Genomic DNA, 25,511 nt, shown 5'->3' with positions numbered 1-25,511 from the left:
TTTTTGCCATTTGTAGCCCAGTCTATAGATAAATTTTATCCCTTTATAAAAGTGAAATTTTCTCATGGGGAAATGATTCCGTGATTGGACTGACAGCCAAGGCTTTTTGCAGGATTAAGTTACACAAACAGCTTTAAATATGGCATAATTCAACATAATTTAAGGATTTTATTTTCGGTATTTTTTTTATGAATCTGGAGCGGGTTGATCTCAATTTATTAATTTATCTTGATGTACTTCTTCGTGAAAAAAATGTCACACGCGCAGCGGAACAATTAGGTGTTACCCAACCTGCAATGAGTAATATTTTACGCCGTTTGCGTAACTTATTTAATGACCCTCTCCTGATCCGATCTTCCGAAGGGATGACACCGACTGAACGGGCACTGGAACTGCAACCCCGTATTCGTGACGCACTGTCAGACCTTTCCATGATTCTGGAACCTCGTACCGAGTTCAGACCCTATACCAGCAATCGTGTATTCCGCATCATGACCTCCGATTATGCTGAAGCCACTTTGGTTCCCCGCCTTGTAAAAGCCTTGCGTTCTGAAGCGCCAAATGTTGTTTTGGACTTCCTGACCCCAAGTGACGTATCCTATCGTGATATGGAACAGGGCAAGGTTGATCTGGCAATTAACCGTTTTAATGAAATTCCCCAAAGCTTTCATCAGGTATTAGTTTGGCGTGACAGCTTTAGTTGTATTTTAAATGACAAGCACCCTGCCGTAACTCATCTTAATTTAAAAAGTTATTTAGACGCCCAGCATATCTGGGTATCCAAGACAGGTATGGGTGTCGGCTTTGGTGTCAACCCAGACAAACAGGCTGGTTTAGGCTGGATTGATCAGGCTTTGGAACGGATTGGTCAACGCCGTAAAATTTCGGTATTTACCCGTCATTATCAAATGCCTGCTCTTCTGGCACAGAATGTTGATTTGATTGCCACACTCCCAACACGTATGGCACGTCTACAGGCACAGAATCCAAAACTGATTATAAAGGATCCTCCATTTTATATTCCTGAATTTGAATTAAAGATGGCTTGGTGTCCTTTATTGCATCATCATCCAGCGCATCGCTGGTTAAGACAGTTGATTCTGTTTGTGGCACGGCAAATGATTGAAGAAGAAAATCGTGAATTTCTTTTAAATAATTCGCAATTTTCACAATATTAACATATTGTTTTACAATAATACTTGGCTTTCTACGAGTATGCTTGCCGAACGCTATTGTTACACTGAGGTAATGTTCTGATTACCTCACTACTTTTTTGTGTTACAACATATTCATAATAATATGCACCACAGGTGATGTGTGAGTCTCTTCCAAAATATTATTGTCATTATTCTGCTTATTTCTGCGGCGGGTTTTCTATCACTTACTGAAATTGCCCTTGCAGGCGCGCGAAAGGTTAAACTGAAGATTTTAGCGGAATCAGGCGAAATCCGTGCACAGAAAGTTCTGGACTTGCAGGAACAGTCTGCCGACTTCTTTGCCGCCTCACAAATTGGTTTAAATGCGATTGCCATTTTAGGCGGTATTTTAGGTGAAGGGGCGTTTCGCCCCTATTTTGTGGAGTTTGTTGCACGGTTCTATACAGGACCCTGGCTGGAAACGATTGGTTTCGCCCTCTCCTTTACCTTGGTCACTTCGCTGTTTATCCTGTTTGCCGACCTCATGCCAAAACGTCTGGCGATGATTGCACCCGAAAAGATTTCGATTAGTGTGATTGAGCCAATTCAGATTTTCATCAAAATCTGTAAACCCCTGGCTTGGGGAATTAATGCAATTGCCAACCTGTTGTTCCGCCTGTTTAAGGTAAACACCATACGTGACGACAATATCACCTTTGATGATATTTCAGCAGTTATGGATGCAGGTGCACAAGCAGGCGTTCTACAAAAACAGGAACACCATTTTATTGAGAATGTATTTGAGCTTGAGGAACGTACGGTTCCATCCAGTATGACCACACGTGAAAATGTGGTGTATTTTACCTTGAAAGAAAATGAAAATAGTATTCGGCAAAAACTGGCAGAATACCCTTATTCAAAATTCCTTGTCTGTAATGAACATATTGATCAGGTGATTGGCTATGTGGATGCCAAAGATATTCTGGTTCGGATTCTAAACAACCAGTCATTGCTTCAACTGAATGAATCAACCATCCGTACTGTCCTGATTATTCCTGACACCCTCACCCTATCTGAACTGCTGGACCGTTTTCGTTCAACCAAAGAAAAATTTGCAGTCGTCATCAATGAATATGCGTTGGTGGTGGGTGTAATTACCCTCAGTGACATCATGATTACCGTGATGGGTGACTGGGTGACACCAATGGAAGAGGAACAGCAGATCATCAAACGGGACAACCATTCATGGTTTATTGATGGCAGCACGCCAATAGAAGATGTGAAACATGCGCTGGCCATTGAAGAGTTTCCAGAAAATGAAAACTACGAAACCATTGCGGGTTTTATCATGTATCGCTTGCGGAAGATTCCGCGTCCAGCCGATGCTGTAGAATATGCGGGTTTTAAGTTTGAAGTGGTCGATATTGATCATTATAAAATTGACCAACTGCTTGTGACTCAAATTATGCCGAATCTAGAGACAGAGTCTCCCACACAGGAAAATTAATCCTAAAAAACAGAAAGCCCATCTAAATGGGCTTTTTTTACTTTGCAACAAACCAAAATAGCAAAGCAATAATAACAAAGAGCAGTACAAAGAATTTGATACCACCACGGCTATGCTGAGCAAGCTGTTGCTGAATCTGTGCCTGCTCATGTGGATGATCTTTTAGATACTGATCAATTAAATCTTTGGACTCTTTTAGCCCCAAGCCTGTTCTTTCGCGAGTAATCTTAATCGCATCAATCAATTTACCCTCACGAAGTGCCTGTAAAGCCTCTTGTGGAATAATAGGTGGTAAACTCATAAAATTAACAATCCTTGTGATTTTCTATTAATCCATTCAATCATCAAAACAGTGCTTTACTGTATTTTAATTTCCACCATACAGTGAAATTAATTCATCGAGCATTGCCTGATAATGAATGACAATATCTTCCGCCAGAATCTTGTAGACATTGTCAAACTGAACCATCGGCCAGCCCTCTTTCCAGAATGGAAAAATATTGTGTAAATCATGCGTGACAATCGCGTCTTCACGACCAATTGCCTGTGCGACCTGAGCCAGAACCTGAGCCGTTTCTGCACCATCAATCGCCAGATAATCAATCCCACGCGCCTTTAAAATACGAATACGGTCTTTTTTATAACGGATTTTTTTCGCCTGACCTGAGTTCAAGCCCAATGCCAGTGTCACCGCTTCCACAAACTTTTCTTCAAAACTGCTGTTTAATGCGACCAAAGCCTGTTTATGTGCTTCCTGACGTCCAGCTTTTCCCCCATTACGGATCATCTCTTTTGCTTCTACATCAAGCTCATCTTTTTTCATCGACTGTAAAATGTCTAAAATTTCGATATCGCTTAAAGATTCAGGAGATTGCTCGATCATGGGAGTCCTTATGTACAAACTTAAACAAGTATTGTCGCATAAAAGCCCATCGAAAGCAGAAGATTTGCAAAAATAGTTTTACCCTGATAATATTATTTTACCCGTATAAAATTATGCAAAAAATGAACACTCAAATGACCTATACCGCTTTTCTGGATGAGCAATATTTAGCAAACGGCCTCTTGGTAGACATTGCAATAGCCATCCAACAATATGCAAACCAGTCCAACTCCACTGTGTTGATTTTTAATGATCAAACAGGGAAACAAATTGACCTTGATGTTTCGGGTTCGAAGCAGGACGTTCAACAACGTTATGCTGAACCTGAAATGGTCAAGAAAGTTGGACGTCCTAAACTGGGCGTGATCTCACGCGAAATTACCTTGCAACAGAAGCATTGGGATTGGCTTGATCAGCAAAGCTCAAGCGCATCGGCTGTGATCCGTAAGCTGATCGACAATGAACTGAATGATCCAAACTCAGAAAGCAACAAGATGCTGGCAAAACAGGCTACAGATCGTTTTATGTCAGCTATGTTGGGCAATATGCCAAATTATGAGGAAGCAACCCGTGCCTTATATCAAGGGAAGAAAGAGGTATTTTTAGATTTAATTCGGGATTATCCAAAAGACATTTATCAACATATCTTGAAATTATCAGCTTACGCATTCTAAAGCTTCCATTTTCAATCCATAAAAAAACCCGCCATAAAGCGGGTTTAATTTTTAAATCAATTCAGTCCATTAAAGACGAACCAATTCCACTACTTTTTCAGCAGCCTCTTCAACACTATCCGCTGTCACATCGGTATCTGTACCCTCTACAGTTGTCGTGATCACCACCACACCCGTTTCGCGTAACAAACTAATTTGCTCAGCAGTCAAATTTGCTTTGGCAATTGCCACCACACCCTGTTGAATCAACAAACTTTCCAAAGCCTGAGCCTGTTCAATTAATTGCGCTGAAACACCAATCACCGCAGGTTTTTGACCCAAACGTGCCGCACGATCTTCCGCAGTCACAGGATTGCTATGCGCTGTCCATTCAACTGCCGCTTCAACCATACCAGCGCCAACAGTGACGTTGCTTAAACGGTCAATAAAGATAAATGAACCTGTATAACGACTGTCCTGATATTGGTCAAACACCACTGGTGCATCAAATTCAATCACCACATCAGCAATCGCATTCAGCTCAAGCTCTTCAACCTGAGTATGCTCAAGTGTATTAACATTCACACGGAAATTAATTTCAGTCACTTTGGCAGGAACAGTCTGTGTACCAATCTTCACATTGTACAGTTTGCCTTTGACCAAAGGATGCTCAGTCATCCACACCACTGATGCGCGTACAGAACGCGAAATCAAGGGTTGCTCGCCAGCACGGACTAAAACGTTACCACGGGAAATATCAATTTCATCATTCAGCGTTAAAGTCACCGCCTGACCAGCGATGGCTTGCTCAATATTGCCATCAAAAGTCACAATCTCTTTGACCGTTGATTTTTTACCTGATGGCAATGCAACGATCTCATCACCTACATTGATTTCGCCCAGCGCAATCGTTCCTGCGAAGCCACGGAAATCAAGGTTTGGACGGTTTACATACTGAACAGGGAAACGGAATTCTTTTTTATTTGAATCGCGTTTAATTTCCACTGACTCAAGGATGTTCATCAAGGTTTGACCCTTGTACCACGGCGTGCTTGCTGATGGATTTACCACATTATCGCCATTCAATGCCGAGATTGGCACAAACAGGATATTCTCTGGACGACGGTTGCCCAATTGGCTGACAAAGGCATCATATTCAACCTGAATTTCGTTGAAACGTGCTTCAGAAAACTCAACCAAGTCCATTTTGTTGATCGCGACCACGATATTTCGAATACCGAGCAAGCTTGCAATGAAAGTATGACGACGTGTTTGGGTTTGTACGCCATAACGCGCATCAATCAAAATGATGGCAAGATCAGCCGTTGAGGCACCTGTTGCCATGTTACGGGTATATTGCTCATGTCCTGGCGTATCGGCAATGATGAACTTACGCTTTTCAGTGGAGAAATAACGATAGGCCACATCAATGGTAATACCTTGCTCACGCTCTGCCTGTAAGCCATCAACAAGCAAGGCAAGGTCAGGTGCATCGCCTGTGGTACCCACTTTCTTACTGTCACGGGTCACTGCCTGCAATTGATCTTCATAAATCAATTTTGAATCGTAAAGCAAACGACCAATTAAGGTACTTTTACCATCATCGACATTACCGCAGGTCAGGAAACGTAATAGGTCTTTTTGTTCATGCTGTTTTAAATATGCCAAGATATCCTGGCTAATCAAATCTGATTGGTGAGACATCGCTCAAACTCCACAATATTTTGAAATCGAATTTGCCAAGTAACTTAGAAATAGCCTTCCTGCTTTTTCTTTTCCATCGAGCCAGCCTCATCATGGTCAATCATACGACCCTGACGCTCTGAACTGGTGGCTAAAAGCATTTCCTGGATAATTTCTGGCAAGGTATCCGCTTCAGATTCAACCGCACCCGTTAATGGATAGCAGCCTAATGTACGGAAACGTACCGATTTCATTTGTGGAACTTCGCCCTCTTTTAAACGCATACGCTCATCATCCACCATGATCAACGTGCCACTGCGCTCAACCACTGGACGAACCGCAGAGAAATAAAGAGGAACGATTTGAATATTTTCCAGATAGATATATTGCCAGATATCCAACTCAGTCCAGTTGGACAATGGGAATACACGAATACTTTCGCCTTTGTTCACTTTACCGTTGTAAAGGTTCCAAAGTTCTGGACGCTGGTTTTTCGGGTCCCAGCGGTGCTTGGTGTCACGGAATGAATAGACACGCTCTTTGGCACGTGATTTTTCTTCATCACGACGTGCGCCACCAAAAGCAGCATCAAACTGATATTTATCTAAGGCTTGTTTTAAACCTTGGGTTTTCATGATGTCGGTATATTTCGAACTACCATGATCAAATGGGTTAATCCCTGCATCGCGTCCTTCCGCATTTTGATGCACGATCAGATCAAAACCATGTGTTTTTGCCATGTTGTCACGAAATGCAATCATGTCCTTAAATTTCCAGCCCGTATCTACATGCAGTAGTGGGAATGGAAGTTTGGCTGGATAGAATGCCTTTAATGCCAAGTGCAGCATTACTGCCGAGTCTTTACCAATCGAATACAGCATGACTGGATTTTCAAATTCAGCAGCCACTTCACGAATAATGTGAATACTTTCAGCCTCAAGCTGCTTAAGGTGAGTAAGTCTATTATCAGTCATGAACACATCCCTCCTTATCCATGTTACCCATAAAATCTATAAGTGGTATTAAACCACCACTTGGAAGACCGTGTGGAGGAACGAGTGCCATAACAACTCCAATTTTTCGTGATATCAATATTCTGCCTAGCGGATAAATGATCCTGCTAGCAAAGGTTATCCATTATAATAATTTAGATCGAGTTCTTTAGCTTGTTTTTTCATATCAATATGCAAAATTATGATATGAAAATTATATTCAGGAATATAGATACAATCCATTTCACATGAATTTATATAACAAAAAGAAGCCTGTGCAGGCTTCTTATTGGGCGGGTTAATTTAGAAACCGAACATATTGCGTTCCAATGGAATTTCAACTCCCACTGAAATACCACCATCACGGCCATTTAAATCAGAGTCGCTAAGCCAGCCATTCACTTTCAGTGGAAGTGTAGGTTTTATATAGTGTGTCCAGGTGAGGTCCAGCCCCTTAATGGTATCCTCTTTTGGAAATGCCGCATTAATAGCTAAATTGGACTGGTTTACTTTGGCATATAAGGCACGCCCACTTAGGCGGTTCATCACATCAAAGCGAATGTCACCACCAACAGAATACATCTGCCCATCACCGCCGATTGCATGCCCTAATGGGAATCCATGCTGATAATAGCCATCCGTATAGACATAATGGTTATATGACACGCCATCCACTTGACCATTGGTACGTGTATCTGCCCATTCTGCATAAAGCTGATATGGCATATTCTTATAGATTGAAGAGAAATCTGCACCTGCTAGATACATTTTTTTGGCTGGAAGCAAGCCTGCCTCATCTTCACCAACATATTGTCCATAAATACCCACAGGTATTTGCAATAATGGCTGGGCATTTAAACGGAAATCCAGGCCTGCAATCTGATTTGACTTATCATCGTTCGCGGAATCAAAATTGTCGTTTCCTTTAATTGCGTTCCATAAAGAATCCAGACTTTCTGAGCGTCCCTCGCCACCCCATTGCAATATACGTGAAGCGCCAAGCTCCAGATAAGGCAAAGGTTGTGCAGTCAAGCGTAGACTAAGCAATTTCGCATCTGGAATGGCTTTGTAATCGTCCAACTGCCCTGCAAAAGCCTGATATTGCCAAGGACCAATCCATGATAGCCACTTCGTTTCAAAGGCATTCTGTACCGCACGCTGAGCGGTTACCCCGTAAACAGGACGGCTGGCATCACCACGAATCAGGCTTCCATCATGTCCTGGCCCCCAGTAAGTTGGGATTTGCCCAGCAATGAACCATTGATTCCAGAGTTTGCCCGCAAAATAGGAACCCTCGACATTGGCATCATGTCCATTATCAATCAAGGGATCTTTTTCGCCATTGATACGAAGCTTTGCATCCCAGTTCTCACTGCCAGCATTAAACTCAGCCGCAACCTGATATTGTGATTTTTGATTATCAGCAAATGTTTGGGGAATGGCTTTTAAATCAGTACCAACATGTAAACCAACCTTGGCTGGCGCATTATCTGCCTTTAGCGAATTAATGACTGAATTAACCACTTTTTGCTGGGTGTTATTACTGACTTTCGCCTGCGCCAAGGCACGTTGAATTTCATCACCACTTAATGGCCAGGTCGAGGTACTGATCTGGATGACACCCTGCTGGTTTAACCAGTTTAAATCGGTACGTAAATTTTCATCATTCAGCACTAAACCCTGAGCAAGGGTGATAGAAGAAAAGCAGGCAAATACCGCCATAGACAGTGATTTTTTCAAAAACATGCCAGAAATATTCTCAGATATATTTATGCAGGACATCATCGTTTTTTTATCTGCACTTTTCAATCATTAAACGAAACAATTACATTTTTTTAACATCCAAACAAAAAGGCCACTTTTAAAAGCGGCCTTTTCAAGTATTTATAAGATTAAAGAATTAATCTTTACGACGCATATGTGGGAATAAAATCACGTCACGGATACTCGGCGCATCAGCAAAAAGCATAACCAAACGGTCAATACCAATTCCCTCACCTGCAGTAGGAGGCAGACCATATTCAAGTGCTTCCACAAACTCGGCATCATAATGCATGGCTTCATCATCACCCGCGTCTTTTTCAGCCACCTGCGCCTGAAAACGTTCAGCCTGATCAATCGGGTCATTTAGCTCTGAGAAACCATTTGCCAGCTCACGACCACCAATAAAGAACTCAAAACGGTCAGTAATGTGTGGATTATCATCATTACGGCGTGCAAGCGGTGACGTTTCCGCTGGATATTCAGTAATGAATGTTGGCTGACGTAGTTTGGTTTCCACAGTCTCTTCAAACACGATGGTCTGTAATTTACCTAAACCAAAGCCAGGTTTCACTTGCTCTTTAAGCACTTCCTGAGTGAACTTCGCCAGGAACTCACGGTCATTGACATTTTCAGGGGTAAATTCTGGATTATGTTCAAGAATCGCATCAAACATTGAGATTTTCTTGAATGGACCTTTAAAGCTAAATACTTCGCCTTGATATGGCACATCAGTCGTACCCAGAATATCAAGGGCAAGCTTTTCAAGCATATTTTCGGTCAATGCCATCAGGTCTTTATAGTCAGCATAAGCCTGATAAAACTCAATCATGGTGAATTCAGGGTTATGGCGTGTTGAAACTCCCTCATTACGGAAGTTACGGTTAATTTCAAATACACGCTCGAAACCACCCACCACCAAACGCTTTAAGTACAGCTCTGGTGCGATACGTAGGAACAACGGCATATCCAAAGCATTATGATGCGTTTCAAATGGGCGAGCTGACGCACCACCAGGAATCACATGCATCATTGGGGTTTCAACTTCCATGAAACGTTCATTGCTTAAGAACGCACGAATCCCCGCCACAACCTTGGCACGGATTTCAAATGTCTTACGGGTTTCTTCGTTGACGATCAGGTCTAGATAACGTTTACGATATTTCGCTTCGGTATCGGTTAAACCGTGAAATTTATCTGGTAGTGGACGAAGTGACTTGGTCAACAATTCAAACTGTTCAAGGTGTACATATAAATCACCTTTACCAGAACGGCCTATATAGCCTTCAGCCGCGATAATATCACCGAGGTCCAGACTTTTGATTGTTTCCAAAGTTTCAGTTGGCAAACCTTTACGGTCAACATAAAGCTGGATACGACCCGTCATGTCCTGAATCACAATGAATGATCCACGGTTCAGCATGACACGACCCGCAACCTTTACATAGACTTTTTCAGCACCTTCAATCTGTGCCTTGTCCTGATCCTTAAACTGTTCTTGCAGGTCAGCAGTGTAATGCTCGCGCTTAAATGTATTTGGCCAAGGACTTTTGCCTGTTTCCTTTGCCGTATCCTGAATTTGTTTTAATTTGGCATGACGCTGTGCGATTAAATCGTTTTCAGAAAGTGTCTGTTCAGAAGTCGATTGAGCGTTTTGTTGCGTCATCTCTGCCTCGAGCTAAGTAAAAATGAAGTGGCATAGAATAGCAGATCATGAGACGTTTTCGTATTATTTCAACTGAACAATTCAAAAAAATGAATATTTATCAATTTAAAATAAAATCGCCGTTCAATTACCCCCTATCTATTGCGTGGCTTTCTCGTTATTTTTCCGCCAAGTGTTTAACCATCGCAAGTCCCTGATCAAAGCCTTTATTCATAAACTCGATATGTTCAGGCTGTACATCAACTTCTACATGCAGTTGGGTTTCACCATCAAAGTCAAAGAGCATATATTTTTCCAATGCGCCTGCCCAAGCTTTCACCTCCTCACTTTCCAAATCCTCTTTTCCATCCTGAATCATGCCAAGATGCCTAAACACCACCTCTTTAGGCTCATCCAGACTTTCGATGGTGGAGACCATACCATTGCCCTTGCCATCACCAAAGTAAGTTTTACCCCCTACTTTCCAGTCGGTTTGCATGGTTGAGTCACAGGAAAAGAATTTTGTCCAGGTCTGGTAACTTTCAGGTGTCCAGAGTGTTTTCCAAACCTCCTCGGGAGAGGCGTAAATTCTGATGTTATAGGATAGGGTTTCCATGCGTTATTCTCCATTCTCATTGTGCCAATGATCATATCTTTATTCTGAATGTTTATTTTTTATACTACTATTTTTATATAATTCGGTCTTTTTTTATTACACAAGTCATTATATTTTTCCAAAAATTAGAGTAATTGCTCAAATAACAAGACTTTCAGATGAATTTGCCATTCCACTTTTTGTATAAATCATTAAACTCTTGCATTTACTTTACTTAAATGTCGTTCTGCGTAAAAATCTAACTCCCGATCAACACAAGTTAGTTCATTGCAGCGATCGTAGCGACATTATGGAATAGTTTTACTGAAAGGCAACTTGAGCATACCTATCAGTTTGGAGAGTCACATGAAAAAATATCAATGTATCGTCTGTGGATGGATTTACGACGAAGCTGAAGGCTGGCCACAAGACGGCATTGCGGCAGGTACCAAATGGGAAGACATCCCAGATGACTGGACTTGCCCAGATTGCGGCGTTTCAAAAGCTGATTTTGAAATGGTTGAAATCTAAATAGATCGAAAAGACCATGACATGATCATGGTCTTTTTTTTCCTGTAATGTGTTTTAAGTGAAAAAAATATTGGAGAATATAATGCATCCTATCATCATCATTGGATCAGGTATGGCGGGTTACACCGTTGCGCGAGAATTTCGTAAACTTAGTCCTGAACAGGAACTGGTCATGATCTGTGCGGATGATGCGGTGAATTATGCAAAACCAACATTATCGAATGCCTTTGCGGGCAATAAGGCACCTGAACAAATTGCTTTGGGCGATGCCGCAAAAATGGCAACCCAGTTGAACATGCGTATTGAGGCAGCAACCTGGGTCAAGGAAATCAATGCTGAAAGCCATGAAATCACATTGGAAAAAAATGGTGAAACCATTACTCAACCCTATTCAAAACTCGTTTTGGCTGTGGGTGCCAATCCAATCCGTTTAGCGATTGCAGGTGATGGTAGCGATGATATTCATGTGGTGAACTCACTGACTGATTACCGTACATTCCGTGAAAACCTGTCAAAACGTAAAGACAAGCGTGTGGTTATTTTGGGTGCGGGCTTGATTGGCTGTGAATTTGCCAATGACTTACTTCACAGTAACTACGATGTCACCGTGATCGACCTTGCCCCACAGCCACTGGGCCGTTTGTTACCAAACCATGTTGCGGAAGCGTTTAAAACCAATTTAGAGCAGGCGGGCATTAAATTCGCCCTTTCAACCACTGTTGAAAAAGTGACCAAGATCAATGATGGCGAAGACTATGCGGTCACATTGGCCAATGGTCAGACCTTGGTCGCTGACATCGTTCTTTCAGCAATTGGTTTACAGCCAAATATTGCACTGGCAAAAGAAGCAAATATCCAGACCAGTCGTGGCATCATTACCAATACCCTATTGGAAACCAGCCAGCCTGACATCTATGCGGTGGGTGACTGTGCTGAGGTGAATGGAACATTGCTGCCATTCGTCATGCCAATCATGCAACAGGCCCGTGCCTTGGCAAAAACACTGAGTGGACAAAATACCAATGTCCATTATCCTGCAATGCCAGTTGCGGTAAAAACACCTGCCGCACCGCTGACTGTTTTACCTGCACCACTGGATGTTGAGGTGAACTGGGAAACTGAAGAGTTTGATGACGGTATGCTTGCCAAAGCAGCGGACGGTCAAGGCACCTTAAGAGGTTTTGTGCTGTTGGGGGCAACCGCAGGTAAACAGCGTTTAACCTTAACCAAACTCGTTCCAGACTTGATTCCTGCACAGGTTTAGGGTTTAAATACCAGAGTTTGTTGTGAAATGAATGTTCAACAAACTCTGACCCTGTATTTATAAAAAAAATTCAACACGGAACGAATGCCATGAACAGTGCTCTACAATTTAATATGTCGCCTTATGCACCTTTTATGCAGGAAACCAAAGTCACTTTGGGCAATGGCATTGAATTGCATGTAGAGATGGGCGGCAATCCTGAACACCCAACCATTCTACTGATCATGGGTTTGGGTGCACAAATGCTGTTCTGGCCTGACTTCTTTTGTAAATCACTGATTAATCAGGGATTCCGTGTCATCCGTTTTGACAACCGTGATATCGGCCTATCTTCCAAGGTCCGCAACAAGGAACGCCAACGCCTCAACACCATGAAGCTGATGAGCCGCTTTATGGTCGGTCTTGGCAATGAGGGGGCACCCTATACCCTGTATGACATGGCAGATGATGTTGCCATGCTGATTGACCAGTTGGGTATAGAGAAAACCTATATTCTTGGTGCATCCATGGGTGGCATGATTTCACAGATTGTTGCGGCAAAATATCCAGAAAAAGTTGAAAAAGTAGGTTTACTATTTACTAGTAACAACCAGCCCTTTCTGCCGCCACCTTATCCAAAACAGATTTTAAGCCTACTGGGCAAACCACCAGCACATGACGAGGAAACCATTGTCAATCACAGCCTGAAAGTATTTCACATCATTGGTTCGCCAGGTTATGTGAACCAGGTTGAGGCAATTCAAACCATTCGCAAGCTATATCGTCGTAGTTTTTACCCAGCGGGTGTACTTCAACAGTTTTTAGCAATATTATGTACGGGTTCCCTGTTGCCATTAAACAGGAACATTACCCAACCGACCTTGGTGGTTCATGGTTCAAGAGACCGTTTGCTGCCCCCAAGTCACGGAAAAGCTGTAGCAAAAGCGATTTCTGGTGCTAAGTTTGAATTAATTCAAGGAATGGGGCATGATATTCCAGCACATTTCATTCCACAACTTAGCGGTTTGTTTGCTCATCATTTTAGATCATCACACTAGGACACTATGGCTGCATTACCCTCATTAAGACAGCTATCATATTTAGTTACGTTGTCAGAAACTTTACATTTTACCGAAGCAGCACGCCGTTCATTTGTTACCCAGTCAACACTGTCGGGTGGCATCATGGAACTGGAGCGCTTATTAGGTGGCGTCTTAGTTGAGCGTGATCGTCAAAACGTCCGTTTGACCCCTCTAGGTGAGCAGGTTGTCGCAAGAGCCCGTGTATTATTGGCCGATGCGCAGGACCTGATGCGTTTAAGCCGTGAAATGAGCGAACCTTTAACAGGTGACCTGCATCTTGGCATCATCCCAACCATTGCACCCTTTATCCTGACCCAGCTTCTGGATGAAGTGCACCAGCAGTTGCCAAAAATTCAACTCCACCTGCATGAGGCTCAAAGCGAGAAGATTGTAGAGAAACTGGAACATGGCAATCTGGACATGATTGTACTTGCGCTGCCTTTTGATACGCGTAGCTTAAAGGTTGTCGAAATTGCCAAAGAGCATTTATTCCTTGTCTACAACAAGAAAGATAAAAATGCGGCCAATGCAAATTCCCTGGATGATCTGGATTTGTCCCGCCTTATGCTGCTGGAAGAAGGTCATTGTTTGCGTGACCATGCCCTCAGTGCCTGCCCTGTGGGTGAACGCAAGAATGACCACCGTTTAAAGGCAAGTTCACTACCAACCTTGGTGGAAATGGTCTCTTCAGACCTAGGCTTTACTTTATTGCCTGAAATTGCATTGAAGAACAGCATGATTCATTTCAATGAAGATATTGAAGTGAAATCAATTGAAGATGCTCCAAGCCGCATCCTTGCCTTGGTGACGCGTAAGAGCACACCACTGCAAAGTGAGTTTGATGTGATTCTGCAAATCCTACAGAAAATCACTGCACATTTGGAATAATCAATACTTTGGGCGAATTCACTTCGCCCCTACTTGATCTCTAATAAATTTACCTGCTCAACCTGAACATCACTCATACGCTGTCCTTGATCAAGCAACTGATCAAAATAGGCTTCCACCACTTTCGCCTGATCAGCGGTATTTTCAACCTTATACATATTCTGACGAAATTCATTACTTGAACGTAAGCCCTTGGTGTACCAAGCGATATGCTTACGGGCAATACGGCAACCAGAATACTCACCATAGAACTGATAAAGTTCAGCCAGATGACCAAGTAGGACCGCTTTTACTTCGGCAATATCAGGTGCAGCCAGATGTTCGCCAGTTTTTAGATAATGCGCGATTTCCCGAAAAATCCACGGTCTTCCCTGTGCGGCCCGTCCAATCATAATCGCATCCACACCTGTATAGTCCAGCACATATTTGGCTTTTTCAGGACTATCAATATCACCATTGGCAATTAAGGGAATATTGATCATTTGCTTAACTTGCTTAATCAACTCATAACGGGCTGTATTTAAATACATATCCTCACGGGTGCGCCCATGCAGGGCCAAGGCTGCAATGCCTGCCTGTTCAGCTTGTTTTGCCACACGCAGGATATTTTCCTGACCATTCAGAAAACCCAGACGTGTTTTTAAGGTGACAGGAACATCTACCGCAGCAACCACGGTATCTAAAATACGAGCAACGAGGTCTTCATCTTGTAGCAAAGCCGAACCAGCAAGCTTGTTACAGACTTTTTTGGCTGGGCAGCCCATATTGATATCAACAATTTGAGCACCATTGGCAACCTGATAACGTGCTGCCTCGGCTAATTCAAACGGGTCAGAACCTGCGATTTGTGCGGAGATGGGTGCAAGCTCACCATCAAAATTGGCCCGATATAAACTCTTTTTGCTCATACGCAGGGTTTTGTCAGCCGTCATCATTTCACTGACCGCATGCCCTGCCCCGAAGTACTTGCATAATGAACGGAATGGCCTGTCAGTGACGCCCGCCATAGGGGCAACAATCAAATTATTTGACAGCTGGTATGAACCAATATACATATATTTTCTTACAAATTCTGATCAACATAGTATACTTCATTCGCCCATTTGACTCATCTTTTTATGCGGTGTTGTCCTAATTATGAACAAATCGTTCCCAGCTCGTCCTTTATTTAAAACCTTTAGCATCATTGCAGCCTGCATCAGTCTCAGTGCCTGCGGTGACAATGCATGGTGGTCAAATGGCAAAGAACCTGAAATGCAAGCAGAGCAGATTAAGAAAGTCATTCCAGCACGTGTGAATGACCGACAGTCCTGGGCACAAGATATTTTCGACATTATGCAGGAACTCAGCATTCCAAAAACCAAGCAGAATGTGTGCAGTGTGGTTGCTGTGGTTGACCAGGAATCGAACTTTGTTGCCGACCCTGCCGTGCCTGGACTGGGTGAAAAAGCGGTACAGGAAATTAACAGCCGTTTAAAGGAAAAGTTTGAGGCCAAACTGGGTGAAACCATTGGTGGAACAGTGGCTGAGTATTTTGAAGATGTGTTGAAAAACCAGCCCTCTCCAGAAAACAATTACATGAGCCAAATGCGTAAGGTCAAAACCGAACGCGAGCTGGATTTACTCTATCGTGAAATTTTTGACTATATGTCCAAACATTACCATGTCAGTGCATTAACAGGGGCTGCAAAACTGGTTGGTCAGGATATTGGTGAAAAGATGAATCCAATTACCACATTGGGTTCCATGCAGGTTCATATCAACTATGCCAAAGAACATAAACGCCAAAGCGGCAATATCGCTGAACTACGCAATGATCTTTATACCCAATACGGCGGCCTATATTACGGTATTCACCGTTTAATGGAATACCCTGCCGATTATGACAAGGCCATCTATCGTTTCGCAGACTATAACTCAGGCATGTATTCCAGTCGAAATGCGGCTTTTCAGAGTATGCTGAATGGACTGACCAAAACTGAAATCAGTCTAGATGGCGACTTACTGCTCTATACCAAGAATGGTGATATCAGGGCAACCCAAAGCCAGACAGAGAAAGAACTTATTGCAATTTTTGCACAAAATAACATTCTGGTGACACCACGCCAGATTCGTACTGACTTAAAAAAAGAAAAAGAGAAAAAATTTGAGGATACCCAAACCTATTTAGCGGTACAAAAGCTTTACCAGAACAAAACTCATAAAGAACCAGTTTATGCAGTCATGCCGCAGGTGGTGATTTCAGGTCCCAAACTCAGTCGTGACTACAACACCAATTGGTTCGCAAGCCGTGTAAATGGACGATATGAAACATGCATGCAAAGAGCGAAACACATAAAACTTTAAATCTTGCCTTATTTGATTTTGATGGGACACTTTATCCCAAGGACAGTTTTACTGGATTTATTTTTTATACGCTTTCAAAACGACATATCGTAAAAAAAGGTTTGAAAATCCTACCGTGGATTCAAGCCTATTATTTAAAGCTATACCCTGCCCATGCGATGCGACCTCGCTTGTTTCAAAGCATGTTTAAGGGCATTGCAGCAGATTTTGTACAAAATCTGGCACAGGAATATGCACAACAACTTATTCAAAATTTAGATCAGAACCTATTGCAACAACTTCGCCTGCACCAACAACAGGGTGATCACATTGTGCTGGTTTCGGCTTCAGTTGATCTATATCTTGTGCCGATCTGTGAGTTTCTAAATATCGAATTAATCTGTACAGCAACAGAAATTAAGAATGGCCTGCTGACAGGTTACTACAGTTCTGAAGACTGTAGCTGTGAACAGAAGAGACTCCGCATTCTGCAAAAATATAATCTGGCTGATTATGGGTTTGTCTATGCTTACGGAAACAGTGATGAAGATTTGGACATGCTTTCATTGGCTGATTTTGCCTATATGATGGGGACAGAAAATCCCTTGCCTGAGTTAAAGCAAAAAGAAGTGATGCTTTGGCAAAATTTAAAGCAGATATAAAAAAACCTGAGTTAATCAGGCTTTTTTTATATGGTAATTTAGTAAATCGCCATATGGTCACGGTGAATCATTTCCAGAGAACGAGCCTCGCCCAAAACCTGATAGACTTTTTCGGAAGATAAACCCTTGATCATTTCGGCTGAACGGGAGCTGAAATTCACACGTCCCACTGCAATACGACCACCATGTTTATCAACACACTCAACCACGTCACCACGATCAAAATGACCTTCAATCGCTTTCACGCCCACTGGCAACAAACTACGATGCTTAAGTTTAATGGCCTCAACCGCACCGTCATCAATCACTAAACGACCTGCTGTTTGTAAATGCGCCGCCAACCATTGCTGATGCGCCGTAACACGGTCATTGTCTGTGGTAAACAATGTTCCCAACATTTCACCAGCCATCAGGCGAGCAAGCACATTTTCACTTTCACCACTGGCAATTAGGGTTGGACAACCTGATCTTGCAGCAAGACGTGCAGCACGAACCTTGGTCACCATACCACCACGGCCAAGCACACCGCCCCCACCTGCCATTTCAAACAGGCTGTCATCCAGTGCCCGAACCGCAGAGAACAGTTTGGCATTTGGGTTGCTGCGAGGGTCAGAGTCGAACATGCCCTGCTGATCCGTTAGGATAATCAATAGTTCCGCCTGAACCTGTCCCGCCACCATTGCAGCCAGGGTATCATTGTCACCAAAACGGATTTCATCAGTTGAAACCGTGTCATTTTCATTGATGACAGGAATCACGCGCCAGTCAATCAGGTTTTGCAAGGCATCACAGGAATTGAGGTAACGGCGGCGATCAGCGAGATCATCATGCGTGAGTAAAACCTGTGCGGTTTGAATGCCATGCTGATCCAGTACGCTTGACCATGTATGAATCAGGCCCATTTGACCAATGGCGGCACAGGCCTGCAAACTGGGTAGATCGGTGGGTCGATTCGCAAGCTTCATGCGTACCATCCCTTCAGCCACTGCACCTGAGGACACAAGTATGATTTCATGTCCAGCATTGTGTAGATCTGCAATCTGTTTCGCCCAGTGCGAAATTGCATTTAAATCTAGACCTTGCCCATTTGCAGTGAGTAAAGATGATCCGATTTTAACAACGATTCGTTTACACGCATTGAGCTGACGTTGCCCATCGACCACTTCTATCATTTTTTCCTCGGTTCACTAGTCGCGTACGTAAATGCTTTCTACGCCGCCTTCATCCTCATCATCATCAAAGTCATCCTCATCGTCTTCCAGCCCCGCTTCACGCTGAGCCTTACGCATGGCACGATAAGCTTCTTTTGCCGCGATGGTTTGTTCACGTGTTTCAGCCTCAAGCTGCTCACGGAATGCTTTAACTTCTGCTGCATACTCAGGATCTTCAACTTCACGTTCACGCTGTTGCTCAATTTGATCCATAAGGTAATACACAACTTCTTTAGTGCCTTCTGACATAAGGCCAGATGTCTTGAATACTGGACCTGTCCACTGCAATTCATCCAGAATGTGCTGGCACCATTCATCCCTCGATTCTTCAGCAATCTGGTCAAGCTTGTTCAACACCAGAACCAGTGGAAGTTTTGCCAAGGTTGGAGAGAATTTTTTCAACTCGCCTAGAATTGCTCTGGCATTGTGTGCAGGGTCAGAACCATCAATTGGCTGAACATCCACAATATGCAACAGGATACGGGTACGCGCCAAGTGTTTAAGGAAGCGAATCCCTAGACCTGCGCCCTCTGCCGCACCTTCAATCAACCCTGGAATATCCGCCATCACGAATGAACGATGACGATCCGCATCCACCACCCCCAGGTTCGGCACCATGGTGGTAAATGGATAGTCTGCCACTTTTGGCTTGGCCGCACTGACTGCACGGATAAACGTGGATTTACCTGCATTTGGCATGCCCAGGAGGCCAACATCTGCAAGCACTTTTAACTCTAAACGTACTTCACGATATTCGCCCTTGATACCATGCGTGCATTTACGTGGTGAACGGTTGGTCGATGATTTAAAGTGTGTGTTACCTAAACCACCATCACCGCCATGTGCCACTTTTACACGCTGACCATCCTTGACCAAGTCGCCAATAATGTCGCCAGATTCAGTATCCACGATGGTTGTACCCACAGGTACTTTTAGGATAACGTCCTCACCGCCACGACCTGAACAGTTCGCGCCAGCACCATTCTTACCACGTTCCGCACGGAATCGACGGGTATAACGGTAATCAACCAGCGTACCAGTATCATCATCGGCCTGGATATAGATACTTCCACCACGTCCCCCATCACCGCCATCGGGACCACCAAAAGGGACAAATTTTTCACGGCGAAAACTGGCTACGCCATTGCCACCGTCGCCAGCCTCTACGGTTATGACTGCTTCATCAACAAAGCGCATGTGCCAATCCTCTAAAATCTTAAAAGCGGACTATTTTGCCACATTTTAATAAATTTCTCGAATAGAAAAATCAGCAAATACGTTTCTGGCTTTAAAAAAGCGTTATTTCATTGCGTTATGGATGCACATTCCTTAATGGCAAATCCATTTGCATATCCAGATTGGCTTTGGTTTGCTGAACCGAGTTAAACATGGTGGCATTAAAGGAGGAGATATTGTTCATATTGATGGCATCATTCATATAAAAACTGGGTTTAAACTGATGCTTTACAGGCAGGTTGACCGACTCATCAAAAGCAAAATAAACGGGGCCATCAAATACAATTTTTACAGGAACGGTATATCTTCGCTTCAACTGAAATGGAAGATCCAGCTTGACTGGAACATTGAGTTTTAGGGGAAACTTGGGCAATAGTTTATTTTGATAAATCAGGTCAGTGCTGGTTTCAATTGGCATTACCTCATCCACTTTTAACAAGGTTTCATAATTGATATCCACGGTAATGGGTGTTTCAACCTCAAAACTCAGGTCTGCCAGATATTTTCCTGTTAAAGGCAGTTGCAAAGTACGGTTAATATCGAGGGTTGTATTGAGTTTTCCCTCTGACTTGACCTGCAAATGGTCACCCACCTGAATTTTGGTCGCAAGTGATTGTGGCAAACGAATATCCGCCTGCTGTGCAGAAACAATCAACGATGCCTGAATATTGAGGTAGAACCAGAATAGAATCGCAACCAATGTGGTTAAGATCACAAAACTGATCAGCAAACTTTTAAGTGATTTGGTGATGTCCATTACTCACCTATTTTCAAGTCTTGTGGAGTTGCTGGCTCATCTACAGGTTCAGTTTTTACACGATTTAAATACATCGTTGACAGAGGAATCTTCAACTCACCCTGAGCAATCTTGACTGGTAAGGTATTTTTTACATCAACAGAAGCGTTTAGTTCAGAAGTAATGGGTACATTCAACTTTCCCTGAATAGGAATATTGGCATTGAGCTGGGCTTTTAATGGAATATTTAGATTTTCTTTCAGAACGGTACGAACAGGCGCATCAAACTTTAAATGTACCTTTTGCTGTAGAGGAACCTGAATATCAATCGGTACATCAAGCTGTAATGGAATCGAACCTTTTAAGGGCAAAGTGACATCCTTACCCAAAATCTTCACCTGAACCTTGGTATCAATCGGCAGACTCTGGTTGACCTTAATGGTTTCCTTAACAGGAATGGTGGTGCTAATCGGTACTAAATTATCAAAATAAACACGTGGAGTCAGTGTCTGGGTTAAGGGGACATTGAGTTGCTCATTGATAGGGATTTGTGCATCCACACGCCCATTCACATCAACATTTAAGGCATCCTGAACTTTTACCCTTACCTGTAGAGGCTCTTGTAAATCAATCGCAACATCCTGATTCTTCAATGGAATATAAATATTAAAATGCTTAAACACCCACATCGCAATATATACGCCACACAAGTTGGCCACCACAATTAAGGCAAATACCGTGAATAAACGTCTGAACTGCAACAATGAAGTATTCCTAACCTATCATCTTCCCTTGTCGCTATTTTCTTTTATTTTAATGTTTTTATCAGCATAGGTTCTGTACAGTCAGGATTAAGCCATATTTTCTGATGTGTCTTTATTCAAACACAAACCTACAATAATTAATAACATCCAGTGTATCGGTAAACCGCTACTAACTTCCCACATATAATACAACGCAATAGGAAATGTAAATAAGCATAGCCACCTTGCAAGTTTTTCAAAAACTGTAATTTTAAGAAATAGAAACATTAGGATCGTAAAACCATCCAATGTAAAAAACACCCAAAAATAAGGATGCTTTACCAACCGAGTGATACTAGTACTCTCCTCAATCCAATAAAACTGACCTGTCTTTTGAAAATAGACATATTGAAAAAGATAAAAAATAAAAAAGAGCAGAGGTATGACCAACAGAAAAGTAAATAATCTACTCGCCCAATAAAGCTGTGGAATGATATACATCTTTGTATTTATTCTAGGTTTGAATGATTTATTATACTTTAGAGCATCCATAAAAAAATGGAAGCCCGATGGCTTCCATTTTTAAAGCTAAAACAAATTATGCATTTGTTTGAGCAGGAATTTTTGCATAGCTTACGCCGCACATTTGTTCAGCAATACGCAATACCTGACAGCTATAACCCACTTCGTTATCGTACCAAACATAAGCAGTTAAACGTGTACCTGAAGTGATTGTTGCCTGTGCGTCAAACACACCAGCAGTACGCGAACCGATAAAGTCGCTTGATACAACCTCAGTTGAGTTGGTATAACCGATTTGACCTTGTAGGCTAGAGTTGATTGAGATTTGACGAATGTATTCGTTCACTTCTTCACGATCAACTTCTTTCTCTAGGTTTAAGTTCAAGATTGCAAGTGAAACGTTTGGTGTAGGAACACGTACTGAGTTACCCGTCAACTTGCCTTTAAGGCCTGGTAATGCCTTGGCAACCGCTTTTGCAGCACCAGTTTCAGTGATTACCATGTTCAATGTTGCAGCACGACCACGACGGTCAGCCTTGTGGTAGTTATCAATCAGGTTCTGGTCGTTTGTGAACGAGTGAACTGTTTCAACATGACCATTTAATACTTTGTATTTGTCATCCAACACTTTTAGTACAGGTGTAATTGCGTTGGTTGTACAGCTTGCAGCAGAGATGATTTTGTCTTCATCCAGGATATCAGTGTTGTTTACGCCATATACAACGTTCTTCATCTCACCTTTACTTGGTGCAGTCAAGACTACACGTGCAATACCTGCACATTTCAAGTGTTGGCTCAGACCTTCTGCATCACGCCATTTACCTGTATTGTCGATAAGAAGCGCATTTTCAATACCATAAGCGGTGTAATCCACTTCGCTTGGGCTTGAAGCATAAATGACTTTAATGAAGTTACCATTTGCAATGATTGCTTCATTTTCTTCATCAACAGAGATCGTACCGTCAAAAGTACCGTGAATAGAGTCACGACGTAACAAAGAAGCACGTTTCGCCAAGTCACCATCAGATGATTTACGTACAACGATTGCCTTAAGGCTTAAACCACGACCCAAGCCTGATTGGCTGATGATTAAACGCGCCAGAATACGACCAATACGACCAAAACCGTAAAGAACAACATCTTTAGGCTGTTCAGAAGTCGCATTACCCTGAATTGGTGCAACAGCATTCGCAACAAAAGCGTCTACATCACCGCCCTGGTTTTTGTATTCAACAGCAAGTTTACCGATATCAACTTCAGCAGAACCGATGTTTTCAACTTTCATCAACGCTTCAAGAATTGGGAACGTGTTTACAACTGAAAGCTCAACATCAACCATACGTGTACGGCGGTGTGTTTTTAAAATCTGAATCACTGAACGGTTAATTAAAGAACGGCCGTAAACAGAAACAACAATATTTTTCTCACGGTATAATTGACCAATTAAAGTAATCATACGTTCCGCGATTTCTTCACGGTTTTTCCAACGACCTTGGTGTTCTGCGTGTAGGGCAACGATAGTGTCTTTGCTCACAGTGACGTCCTCTAATTTATATATACTGGGCGTGAATTTTAAAACGCCATAATTGTAATAGAATTATCATCAATATTGAATCAAAAGCTGCTATTTGAGCTAAGATTTTGTCCCAATTGACTATAAATTCATAAAATACCTATAATTATTTTTGTGATTTTAGGTAAAATTCTTTTTCAATCATCATAATAGCGATGATTTAATCCAGCCTCACAACAATTTTCCTGATCGTTTTGGTTTATAAGGCAGATAAAACCACAGTTTTATTCTTTTTCATCCACATTCAGACGCTTTGGATAATGCTTTAAGTTCAGTTGCAATTGCTCTTTTCGCTGTCTTTGCTGATAGACATGCACCGCACCCTCAAGCACCAGAACCAAGACTGCCAACCAGATTGGAATATAGGTCAGCCATTCTTCACTACCAATTTCCTCACCCATCATCAATGAGGCAAATGCCAAAAGCACAGGTTCCAAATAGCCTAACAGGCCAAAAATGATAAGAGGTAAATAGCGACTGGCCAAGATATAACTTCCCAAGCCTATCGCACTTAAAACACCCAAGCCCATGACAACCAGAACCAGAGTTGGCTGCTCCAGAAATTTTAAATAAGGTGTATTACCTGTTTGGGTAAAGAAAATCGCAATAGGGAGTATTAATAATAAATCCCACCAAAAACCGCCCAAATTATCTGTTTTTATTTTTCTACGAATCACGAAATAAGCAGTATAACCAATCGCAACCAGAGCTGTTTCCCAGGCAATATGTCCTAAACGCCATATCTCATGCCCTACCCCAAAGACCGCCAACAATACAGCGACAAACTGAAACCGAGACAGTTTCTCACCATATAAAAAACGTCCTGCAAGCACCAGCACCAATGGCAAAAGGAAATAGCCAAGTGAAACCTGTAAACCACGGCCATGCATCGGTCCCCATAAAAACAGCCACAACTGTGCAGAGGTCAGTACTGAGGTAGTCATTAACACCAGCAATAAAGCAGGCTTTGCGATAATTCTTTTAAAAATTGCCTGAATATGACTTAAGTCACCACTCAACCACATAAATAAAGTCAGAAATGGCAAAGTGGAGATTATTCGCCAGCCAAAGGTCTGCTCACTGTCAAATGCACCCAATAACTGTGTATAAAAATACAAAACACCAAACGTTACCGAGGCCAAAACTGAATAAACAATTCCTTTAAGCATTTTGAACCTCTACGACTGGAAAAATCTGTAAAAATACGTGATTTATCCACTATATAAAAATAAAAAAACCATGCAAGCATGGTTTAAACGAAATCAGTATATCTTAATTTAGCGATGTTCAGGGTAAATCACATCATGAATATCATAGCCCAATGATTTCGCATAATTTAAATATTCATGGATAATTTCTTTTTTCGGATTTGGAATACGGGAAAGTACCCATAAATACTTACGGCGTGGTTCACCCACCAATACCGTCTGATAATCCTCATCCAGTTTTAAAATCCAGTAATCTCCACGACCGACAGGAATCCAGCGCACACCCTCGGGTAAAAAACTGACTTTTAATTTACTGTTAAATGGCGCATTCACCACAAAGGCTTCACCCAGGGACTGTTGTAAATTACCATCCTGATCAGCGCATTTATTATCAACCACGATGTTGCCATTTTCATTCAGCGTATAGGTTGCCGTGACGTTAAATGCGCATTTACGCTCAAAAAACATTGGTTTTCGGGCCACCTCATACCAAACACCCAAATACTTATCGAGTTCTACTTTTTCAACAGTGGGTAAAGGTTTTGCCTGGGCATAGGCAATTGTTCCTACAGCCAACCCCGTTAAAACCACACCGCCCACCGCTATCTTTGCTAAACGCCAACTTGCCTTTGGGAAACTTTTAATAAATGGCATGAGAAATCCTCAAAACAGAAATTTGTTATAAATCGTCATTCG

25 protein-coding genes are annotated in these 25,511 nt (G+C 42.4%); 9 read left to right on the top strand and 16 right to left on the bottom strand.

What is annotated here, in order from left to right:
* Positions 1–188 precede the first annotated feature (188 nt).
* Entirely contained in the window at positions 189–1,178 is a 990-nt protein-coding gene (locus tag N5J47_RS03700) for a LysR family transcriptional regulator (protein ID WP_267979997.1), read from the top strand.
* Positions 1,179–1,317: 139 nt separating this feature from the next.
* Positions 1,318–2,643 (top strand): hemolysin family protein, encoded by a 1,326-nt coding sequence (locus tag N5J47_RS03695; protein WP_267979998.1) that lies wholly within the window; start codon positions 1,318–1,320, stop codon positions 2,641–2,643.
* Between the two features lie 37 nt (positions 2,644–2,680).
* On the opposite strand, the gene N5J47_RS03690 is transcribed toward N5J47_RS03695, so the two are convergent.
* Both N5J47_RS03690 and N5J47_RS03685 read right to left on the bottom strand, forming a co-directional pair.
* Positions 2,681–2,944, bottom strand: a complete 264-nt coding sequence (locus tag N5J47_RS03690) for a ribosomal protein L7/L12 (protein ID WP_279959181.1) — start codon at positions 2,942–2,944, stop codon at positions 2,681–2,683.
* Between the two features lie 66 nt (positions 2,945–3,010).
* Positions 3,011–3,526 carry a hypothetical protein gene (locus N5J47_RS03685; protein WP_279959182.1) on the bottom strand — a complete coding sequence of 172 codons (516 nt, stop codon included), beginning with the start codon at positions 3,524–3,526 and terminating at the stop codon, positions 3,011–3,013.
* 122 nt (positions 3,527–3,648) lie between these two features.
* On the opposite strand from N5J47_RS03685, the gene N5J47_RS03680 reads away from it, so the two are divergent.
* Positions 3,649–4,200: a DUF2239 family protein gene (locus N5J47_RS03680; protein WP_279959183.1), complete on the top strand. Its 552-nt coding sequence runs from the start codon at positions 3,649–3,651 to the stop codon at positions 4,198–4,200.
* A gap of 69 nt (positions 4,201–4,269) precedes the next feature.
* On the opposite strand, the gene cysN is transcribed toward N5J47_RS03680, so the two are convergent.
* The 6 genes from cysN to N5J47_RS03650 form a co-directional block, all read right to left on the bottom strand.
* Positions 4,270–5,883, bottom strand: a complete 1,614-nt coding sequence (cysN, locus tag N5J47_RS03675) for a sulfate adenylyltransferase subunit CysN (protein ID WP_279959188.1) — start codon at positions 5,881–5,883, stop codon at positions 4,270–4,272.
* A gap of 44 nt (positions 5,884–5,927) precedes the next feature.
* On the bottom strand, positions 5,928–6,836 hold the full coding sequence (gene cysD, locus N5J47_RS03670) for a sulfate adenylyltransferase subunit CysD (protein WP_004755735.1): 909 nt from the start codon (positions 6,834–6,836) through the stop codon (positions 5,928–5,930).
* Positions 6,829–6,927, bottom strand: a complete 99-nt coding sequence (locus N5J47_RS03665) for a hypothetical protein (RefSeq protein ID WP_004677999.1) — start codon at positions 6,925–6,927, stop codon at positions 6,829–6,831. The genes cysD and N5J47_RS03665 overlap by 8 nt, the downstream gene beginning before the upstream one ends.
* Before the next feature lie 230 nt (positions 6,928–7,157).
* Positions 7,158–8,600: a capsule assembly Wzi family protein gene (locus N5J47_RS03660; RefSeq protein WP_279959189.1), complete on the bottom strand. Its 1,443-nt coding sequence runs from the start codon at positions 8,598–8,600 to the stop codon at positions 7,158–7,160.
* Positions 8,601–8,754: 154 nt separating this feature from the next.
* The gene (gene lysS / locus N5J47_RS03655) at positions 8,755–10,281 is read right to left on the bottom strand and encodes a lysine--tRNA ligase (protein WP_279959190.1); all 1,527 of its coding nucleotides are present in this window, start codon (positions 10,279–10,281) and stop codon (positions 8,755–8,757) included.
* A 157-nt stretch (positions 10,282–10,438) separates the two neighbouring features.
* Positions 10,439–10,876 (bottom strand): SRPBCC domain-containing protein, encoded by a 438-nt coding sequence (locus N5J47_RS03650; RefSeq protein WP_279959192.1) that lies wholly within the window; start codon positions 10,874–10,876, stop codon positions 10,439–10,441.
* Between the two features lie 345 nt (positions 10,877–11,221).
* On the opposite strand from N5J47_RS03650, the gene rubA reads away from it, so the two are divergent.
* The 4 genes from rubA to oxyR all read left to right on the top strand — a co-directional run bounded on the left by rubA (position 11,222) and on the right by oxyR (position 14,599).
* The gene (gene rubA, locus N5J47_RS03645; RefSeq protein ID WP_004678010.1) at positions 11,222–11,386 is read left to right on the top strand and encodes a rubredoxin RubA; all 165 of its coding nucleotides are present in this window, start codon (positions 11,222–11,224) and stop codon (positions 11,384–11,386) included.
* Positions 11,387–11,468: 82 nt separating this feature from the next.
* Positions 11,469–12,650 carry a rubredoxin reductase RubB gene (gene rubB, locus N5J47_RS03640; protein ID WP_267980886.1) on the top strand — a complete coding sequence of 394 codons (1,182 nt, stop codon included), beginning with the start codon at positions 11,469–11,471 and terminating at the stop codon, positions 12,648–12,650.
* A gap of 89 nt (positions 12,651–12,739) precedes the next feature.
* Positions 12,740–13,687: an alpha/beta hydrolase gene (locus N5J47_RS03635; RefSeq protein ID WP_279959193.1), complete on the top strand. Its 948-nt coding sequence runs from the start codon at positions 12,740–12,742 to the stop codon at positions 13,685–13,687.
* A 6-nt stretch (positions 13,688–13,693) separates the two neighbouring features.
* On the top strand, positions 13,694–14,599 hold the full coding sequence (gene oxyR, locus N5J47_RS03630) for a LysR family transcriptional regulator OxyR (protein WP_267980888.1): 906 nt from the start codon (positions 13,694–13,696) through the stop codon (positions 14,597–14,599).
* A 29-nt stretch (positions 14,600–14,628) separates the two neighbouring features.
* On the opposite strand, the gene dusB is transcribed toward oxyR, so the two are convergent.
* A complete protein-coding gene (dusB, locus tag N5J47_RS03625; RefSeq protein WP_279959194.1) occupies positions 14,629–15,654 on the bottom strand; it encodes a tRNA dihydrouridine synthase DusB in 1,026 nt (341 codons plus the stop codon).
* A gap of 82 nt (positions 15,655–15,736) precedes the next feature.
* On the opposite strand from dusB, the gene N5J47_RS03620 reads away from it, so the two are divergent.
* Positions 15,737–16,945 (top strand): DUF1615 domain-containing protein, encoded by a 1,209-nt coding sequence (locus tag N5J47_RS03620; RefSeq protein WP_279959195.1) that lies wholly within the window; start codon positions 15,737–15,739, stop codon positions 16,943–16,945.
* Positions 16,912–17,586 carry an HAD-IB family hydrolase gene (locus tag N5J47_RS03615; protein ID WP_279959196.1) on the top strand — a complete coding sequence of 225 codons (675 nt, stop codon included), beginning with the start codon at positions 16,912–16,914 and terminating at the stop codon, positions 17,584–17,586. The genes N5J47_RS03620 and N5J47_RS03615 overlap by 34 nt, the downstream gene beginning before the upstream one ends.
* A 38-nt stretch (positions 17,587–17,624) precedes the next feature.
* Here the strand turns inward: N5J47_RS03615 and proB are convergent, their stop codons facing one another.
* The 7 genes from proB to N5J47_RS03580 form a co-directional block, all read right to left on the bottom strand.
* Complete coding sequence (gene proB, locus N5J47_RS03610; RefSeq protein ID WP_279959198.1) at positions 17,625–18,758, bottom strand: glutamate 5-kinase; 1,134 nt, start codon at positions 18,756–18,758, stop codon at positions 17,625–17,627.
* A gap of 15 nt (positions 18,759–18,773) precedes the next feature.
* Positions 18,774–19,994: an Obg family GTPase CgtA gene (cgtA, locus tag N5J47_RS03605; RefSeq protein WP_004681157.1), complete on the bottom strand. Its 1,221-nt coding sequence runs from the start codon at positions 19,992–19,994 to the stop codon at positions 18,774–18,776.
* Between the two features lie 115 nt (positions 19,995–20,109).
* A complete protein-coding gene (locus tag N5J47_RS03600) occupies positions 20,110–20,790 on the bottom strand; it encodes a hypothetical protein (RefSeq protein ID WP_279959199.1) in 681 nt (226 codons plus the stop codon).
* Complete coding sequence (locus tag N5J47_RS03595) at positions 20,790–21,533, bottom strand: MFS transporter (RefSeq protein ID WP_267980895.1); 744 nt, start codon at positions 21,531–21,533, stop codon at positions 20,790–20,792. The genes N5J47_RS03600 and N5J47_RS03595 overlap by 1 nt, the downstream gene beginning before the upstream one ends.
* Before the next feature lie 577 nt (positions 21,534–22,110).
* Entirely contained in the window at positions 22,111–23,568 is a 1,458-nt protein-coding gene (locus tag N5J47_RS03590) for a glyceraldehyde-3-phosphate dehydrogenase (protein ID WP_279959200.1), read from the bottom strand.
* Positions 23,569–23,831: 263 nt separating this feature from the next.
* On the bottom strand, positions 23,832–24,776 hold the full coding sequence (gene rarD, locus N5J47_RS03585) for an EamA family transporter RarD (protein WP_279959201.1): 945 nt from the start codon (positions 24,774–24,776) through the stop codon (positions 23,832–23,834).
* A gap of 108 nt (positions 24,777–24,884) precedes the next feature.
* A complete protein-coding gene (locus tag N5J47_RS03580; RefSeq protein ID WP_279959202.1) occupies positions 24,885–25,469 on the bottom strand; it encodes a lipocalin family protein in 585 nt (194 codons plus the stop codon).
* Positions 25,470–25,511 lie beyond the last annotated feature (42 nt).

The sequence above is a fragment of the Acinetobacter sp. GD03645 genome, from assembly GCF_029845285.1.
In the GTDB taxonomy this organism is placed as follows: domain Bacteria; phylum Pseudomonadota; class Gammaproteobacteria; order Pseudomonadales; family Moraxellaceae; genus Acinetobacter; species Acinetobacter corruptisaponis.
This window is presented reverse-complemented; position numbering and strand designations above follow the sequence as displayed.

Bases quoted from the DNA above. Each gene is read 5' to 3' on its own strand.
- N5J47_RS03615 (WP_279959196.1), top strand. From the start codon at position 16,912: ATGCATGCAAAGAGCGAAACACATAAAACTTTAAATCTTGCCTTATTT.
- oxyR (WP_267980888.1), top strand. From the start codon at position 13,694: ATGGCTGCATTACCCTCATTAAGACAGCTATCATATTTAGTTACGTTG.
- N5J47_RS03685 (WP_279959182.1), bottom strand. From the start codon at position 3,526: ATGATCGAGCAATCTCCTGAATCTTTAAGCGATATCGAAATTTTAGAC.
- rubA (WP_004678010.1), top strand. From the start codon at position 11,222: ATGAAAAAATATCAATGTATCGTCTGTGGATGGATTTACGACGAAGCT.
- N5J47_RS03600 (WP_279959199.1), bottom strand. From the start codon at position 20,790: ATGGACATCACCAAATCACTTAAAAGTTTGCTGATCAGTTTTGTGATC.
- cysN (WP_279959188.1), bottom strand. From the start codon at position 5,883: ATGTCTCACCAATCAGATTTGATTAGCCAGGATATCTTGGCATATTTA.
- N5J47_RS03665 (WP_004677999.1), bottom strand. From the start codon at position 6,927: ATGGCACTCGTTCCTCCACACGGTCTTCCAAGTGGTGGTTTAATACCA.
- N5J47_RS03580 (WP_279959202.1), bottom strand. From the start codon at position 25,469: ATGCCATTTATTAAAAGTTTCCCAAAGGCAAGTTGGCGTTTAGCAAAG.
- N5J47_RS03635 (WP_279959193.1), top strand. From the start codon at position 12,740: ATGAACAGTGCTCTACAATTTAATATGTCGCCTTATGCACCTTTTATG.
- N5J47_RS03680 (WP_279959183.1), top strand. From the start codon at position 3,649: ATGAACACTCAAATGACCTATACCGCTTTTCTGGATGAGCAATATTTA.
- N5J47_RS03650 (WP_279959192.1), bottom strand. From the start codon at position 10,876: ATGGAAACCCTATCCTATAACATCAGAATTTACGCCTCTCCCGAGGAG.
- proB (WP_279959198.1), bottom strand. From the start codon at position 18,758: ATGATAGAAGTGGTCGATGGGCAACGTCAGCTCAATGCGTGTAAACGA.
- cgtA (WP_004681157.1), bottom strand. From the start codon at position 19,994: ATGCGCTTTGTTGATGAAGCAGTCATAACCGTAGAGGCTGGCGACGGT.
- N5J47_RS03700 (WP_267979997.1), top strand. From the start codon at position 189: ATGAATCTGGAGCGGGTTGATCTCAATTTATTAATTTATCTTGATGTA.
- rarD (WP_279959201.1), bottom strand. From the start codon at position 24,776: ATGCTTAAAGGAATTGTTTATTCAGTTTTGGCCTCGGTAACGTTTGGT.
- N5J47_RS03620 (WP_279959195.1), top strand. From the start codon at position 15,737: ATGAACAAATCGTTCCCAGCTCGTCCTTTATTTAAAACCTTTAGCATC.
- cysD (WP_004755735.1), bottom strand. From the start codon at position 6,836: ATGACTGATAATAGACTTACTCACCTTAAGCAGCTTGAGGCTGAAAGT.
- N5J47_RS03690 (WP_279959181.1), bottom strand. From the start codon at position 2,944: ATGAGTTTACCACCTATTATTCCACAAGAGGCTTTACAGGCACTTCGT.
- dusB (WP_279959194.1), bottom strand. From the start codon at position 15,654: ATGTATATTGGTTCATACCAGCTGTCAAATAATTTGATTGTTGCCCCT.
- rubB (WP_267980886.1), top strand. From the start codon at position 11,469: ATGCATCCTATCATCATCATTGGATCAGGTATGGCGGGTTACACCGTT.
- lysS (WP_279959190.1), bottom strand. From the start codon at position 10,281: ATGACGCAACAAAACGCTCAATCGACTTCTGAACAGACACTTTCTGAA.
- N5J47_RS03660 (WP_279959189.1), bottom strand. From the start codon at position 8,600: ATGTTTTTGAAAAAATCACTGTCTATGGCGGTATTTGCCTGCTTTTCT.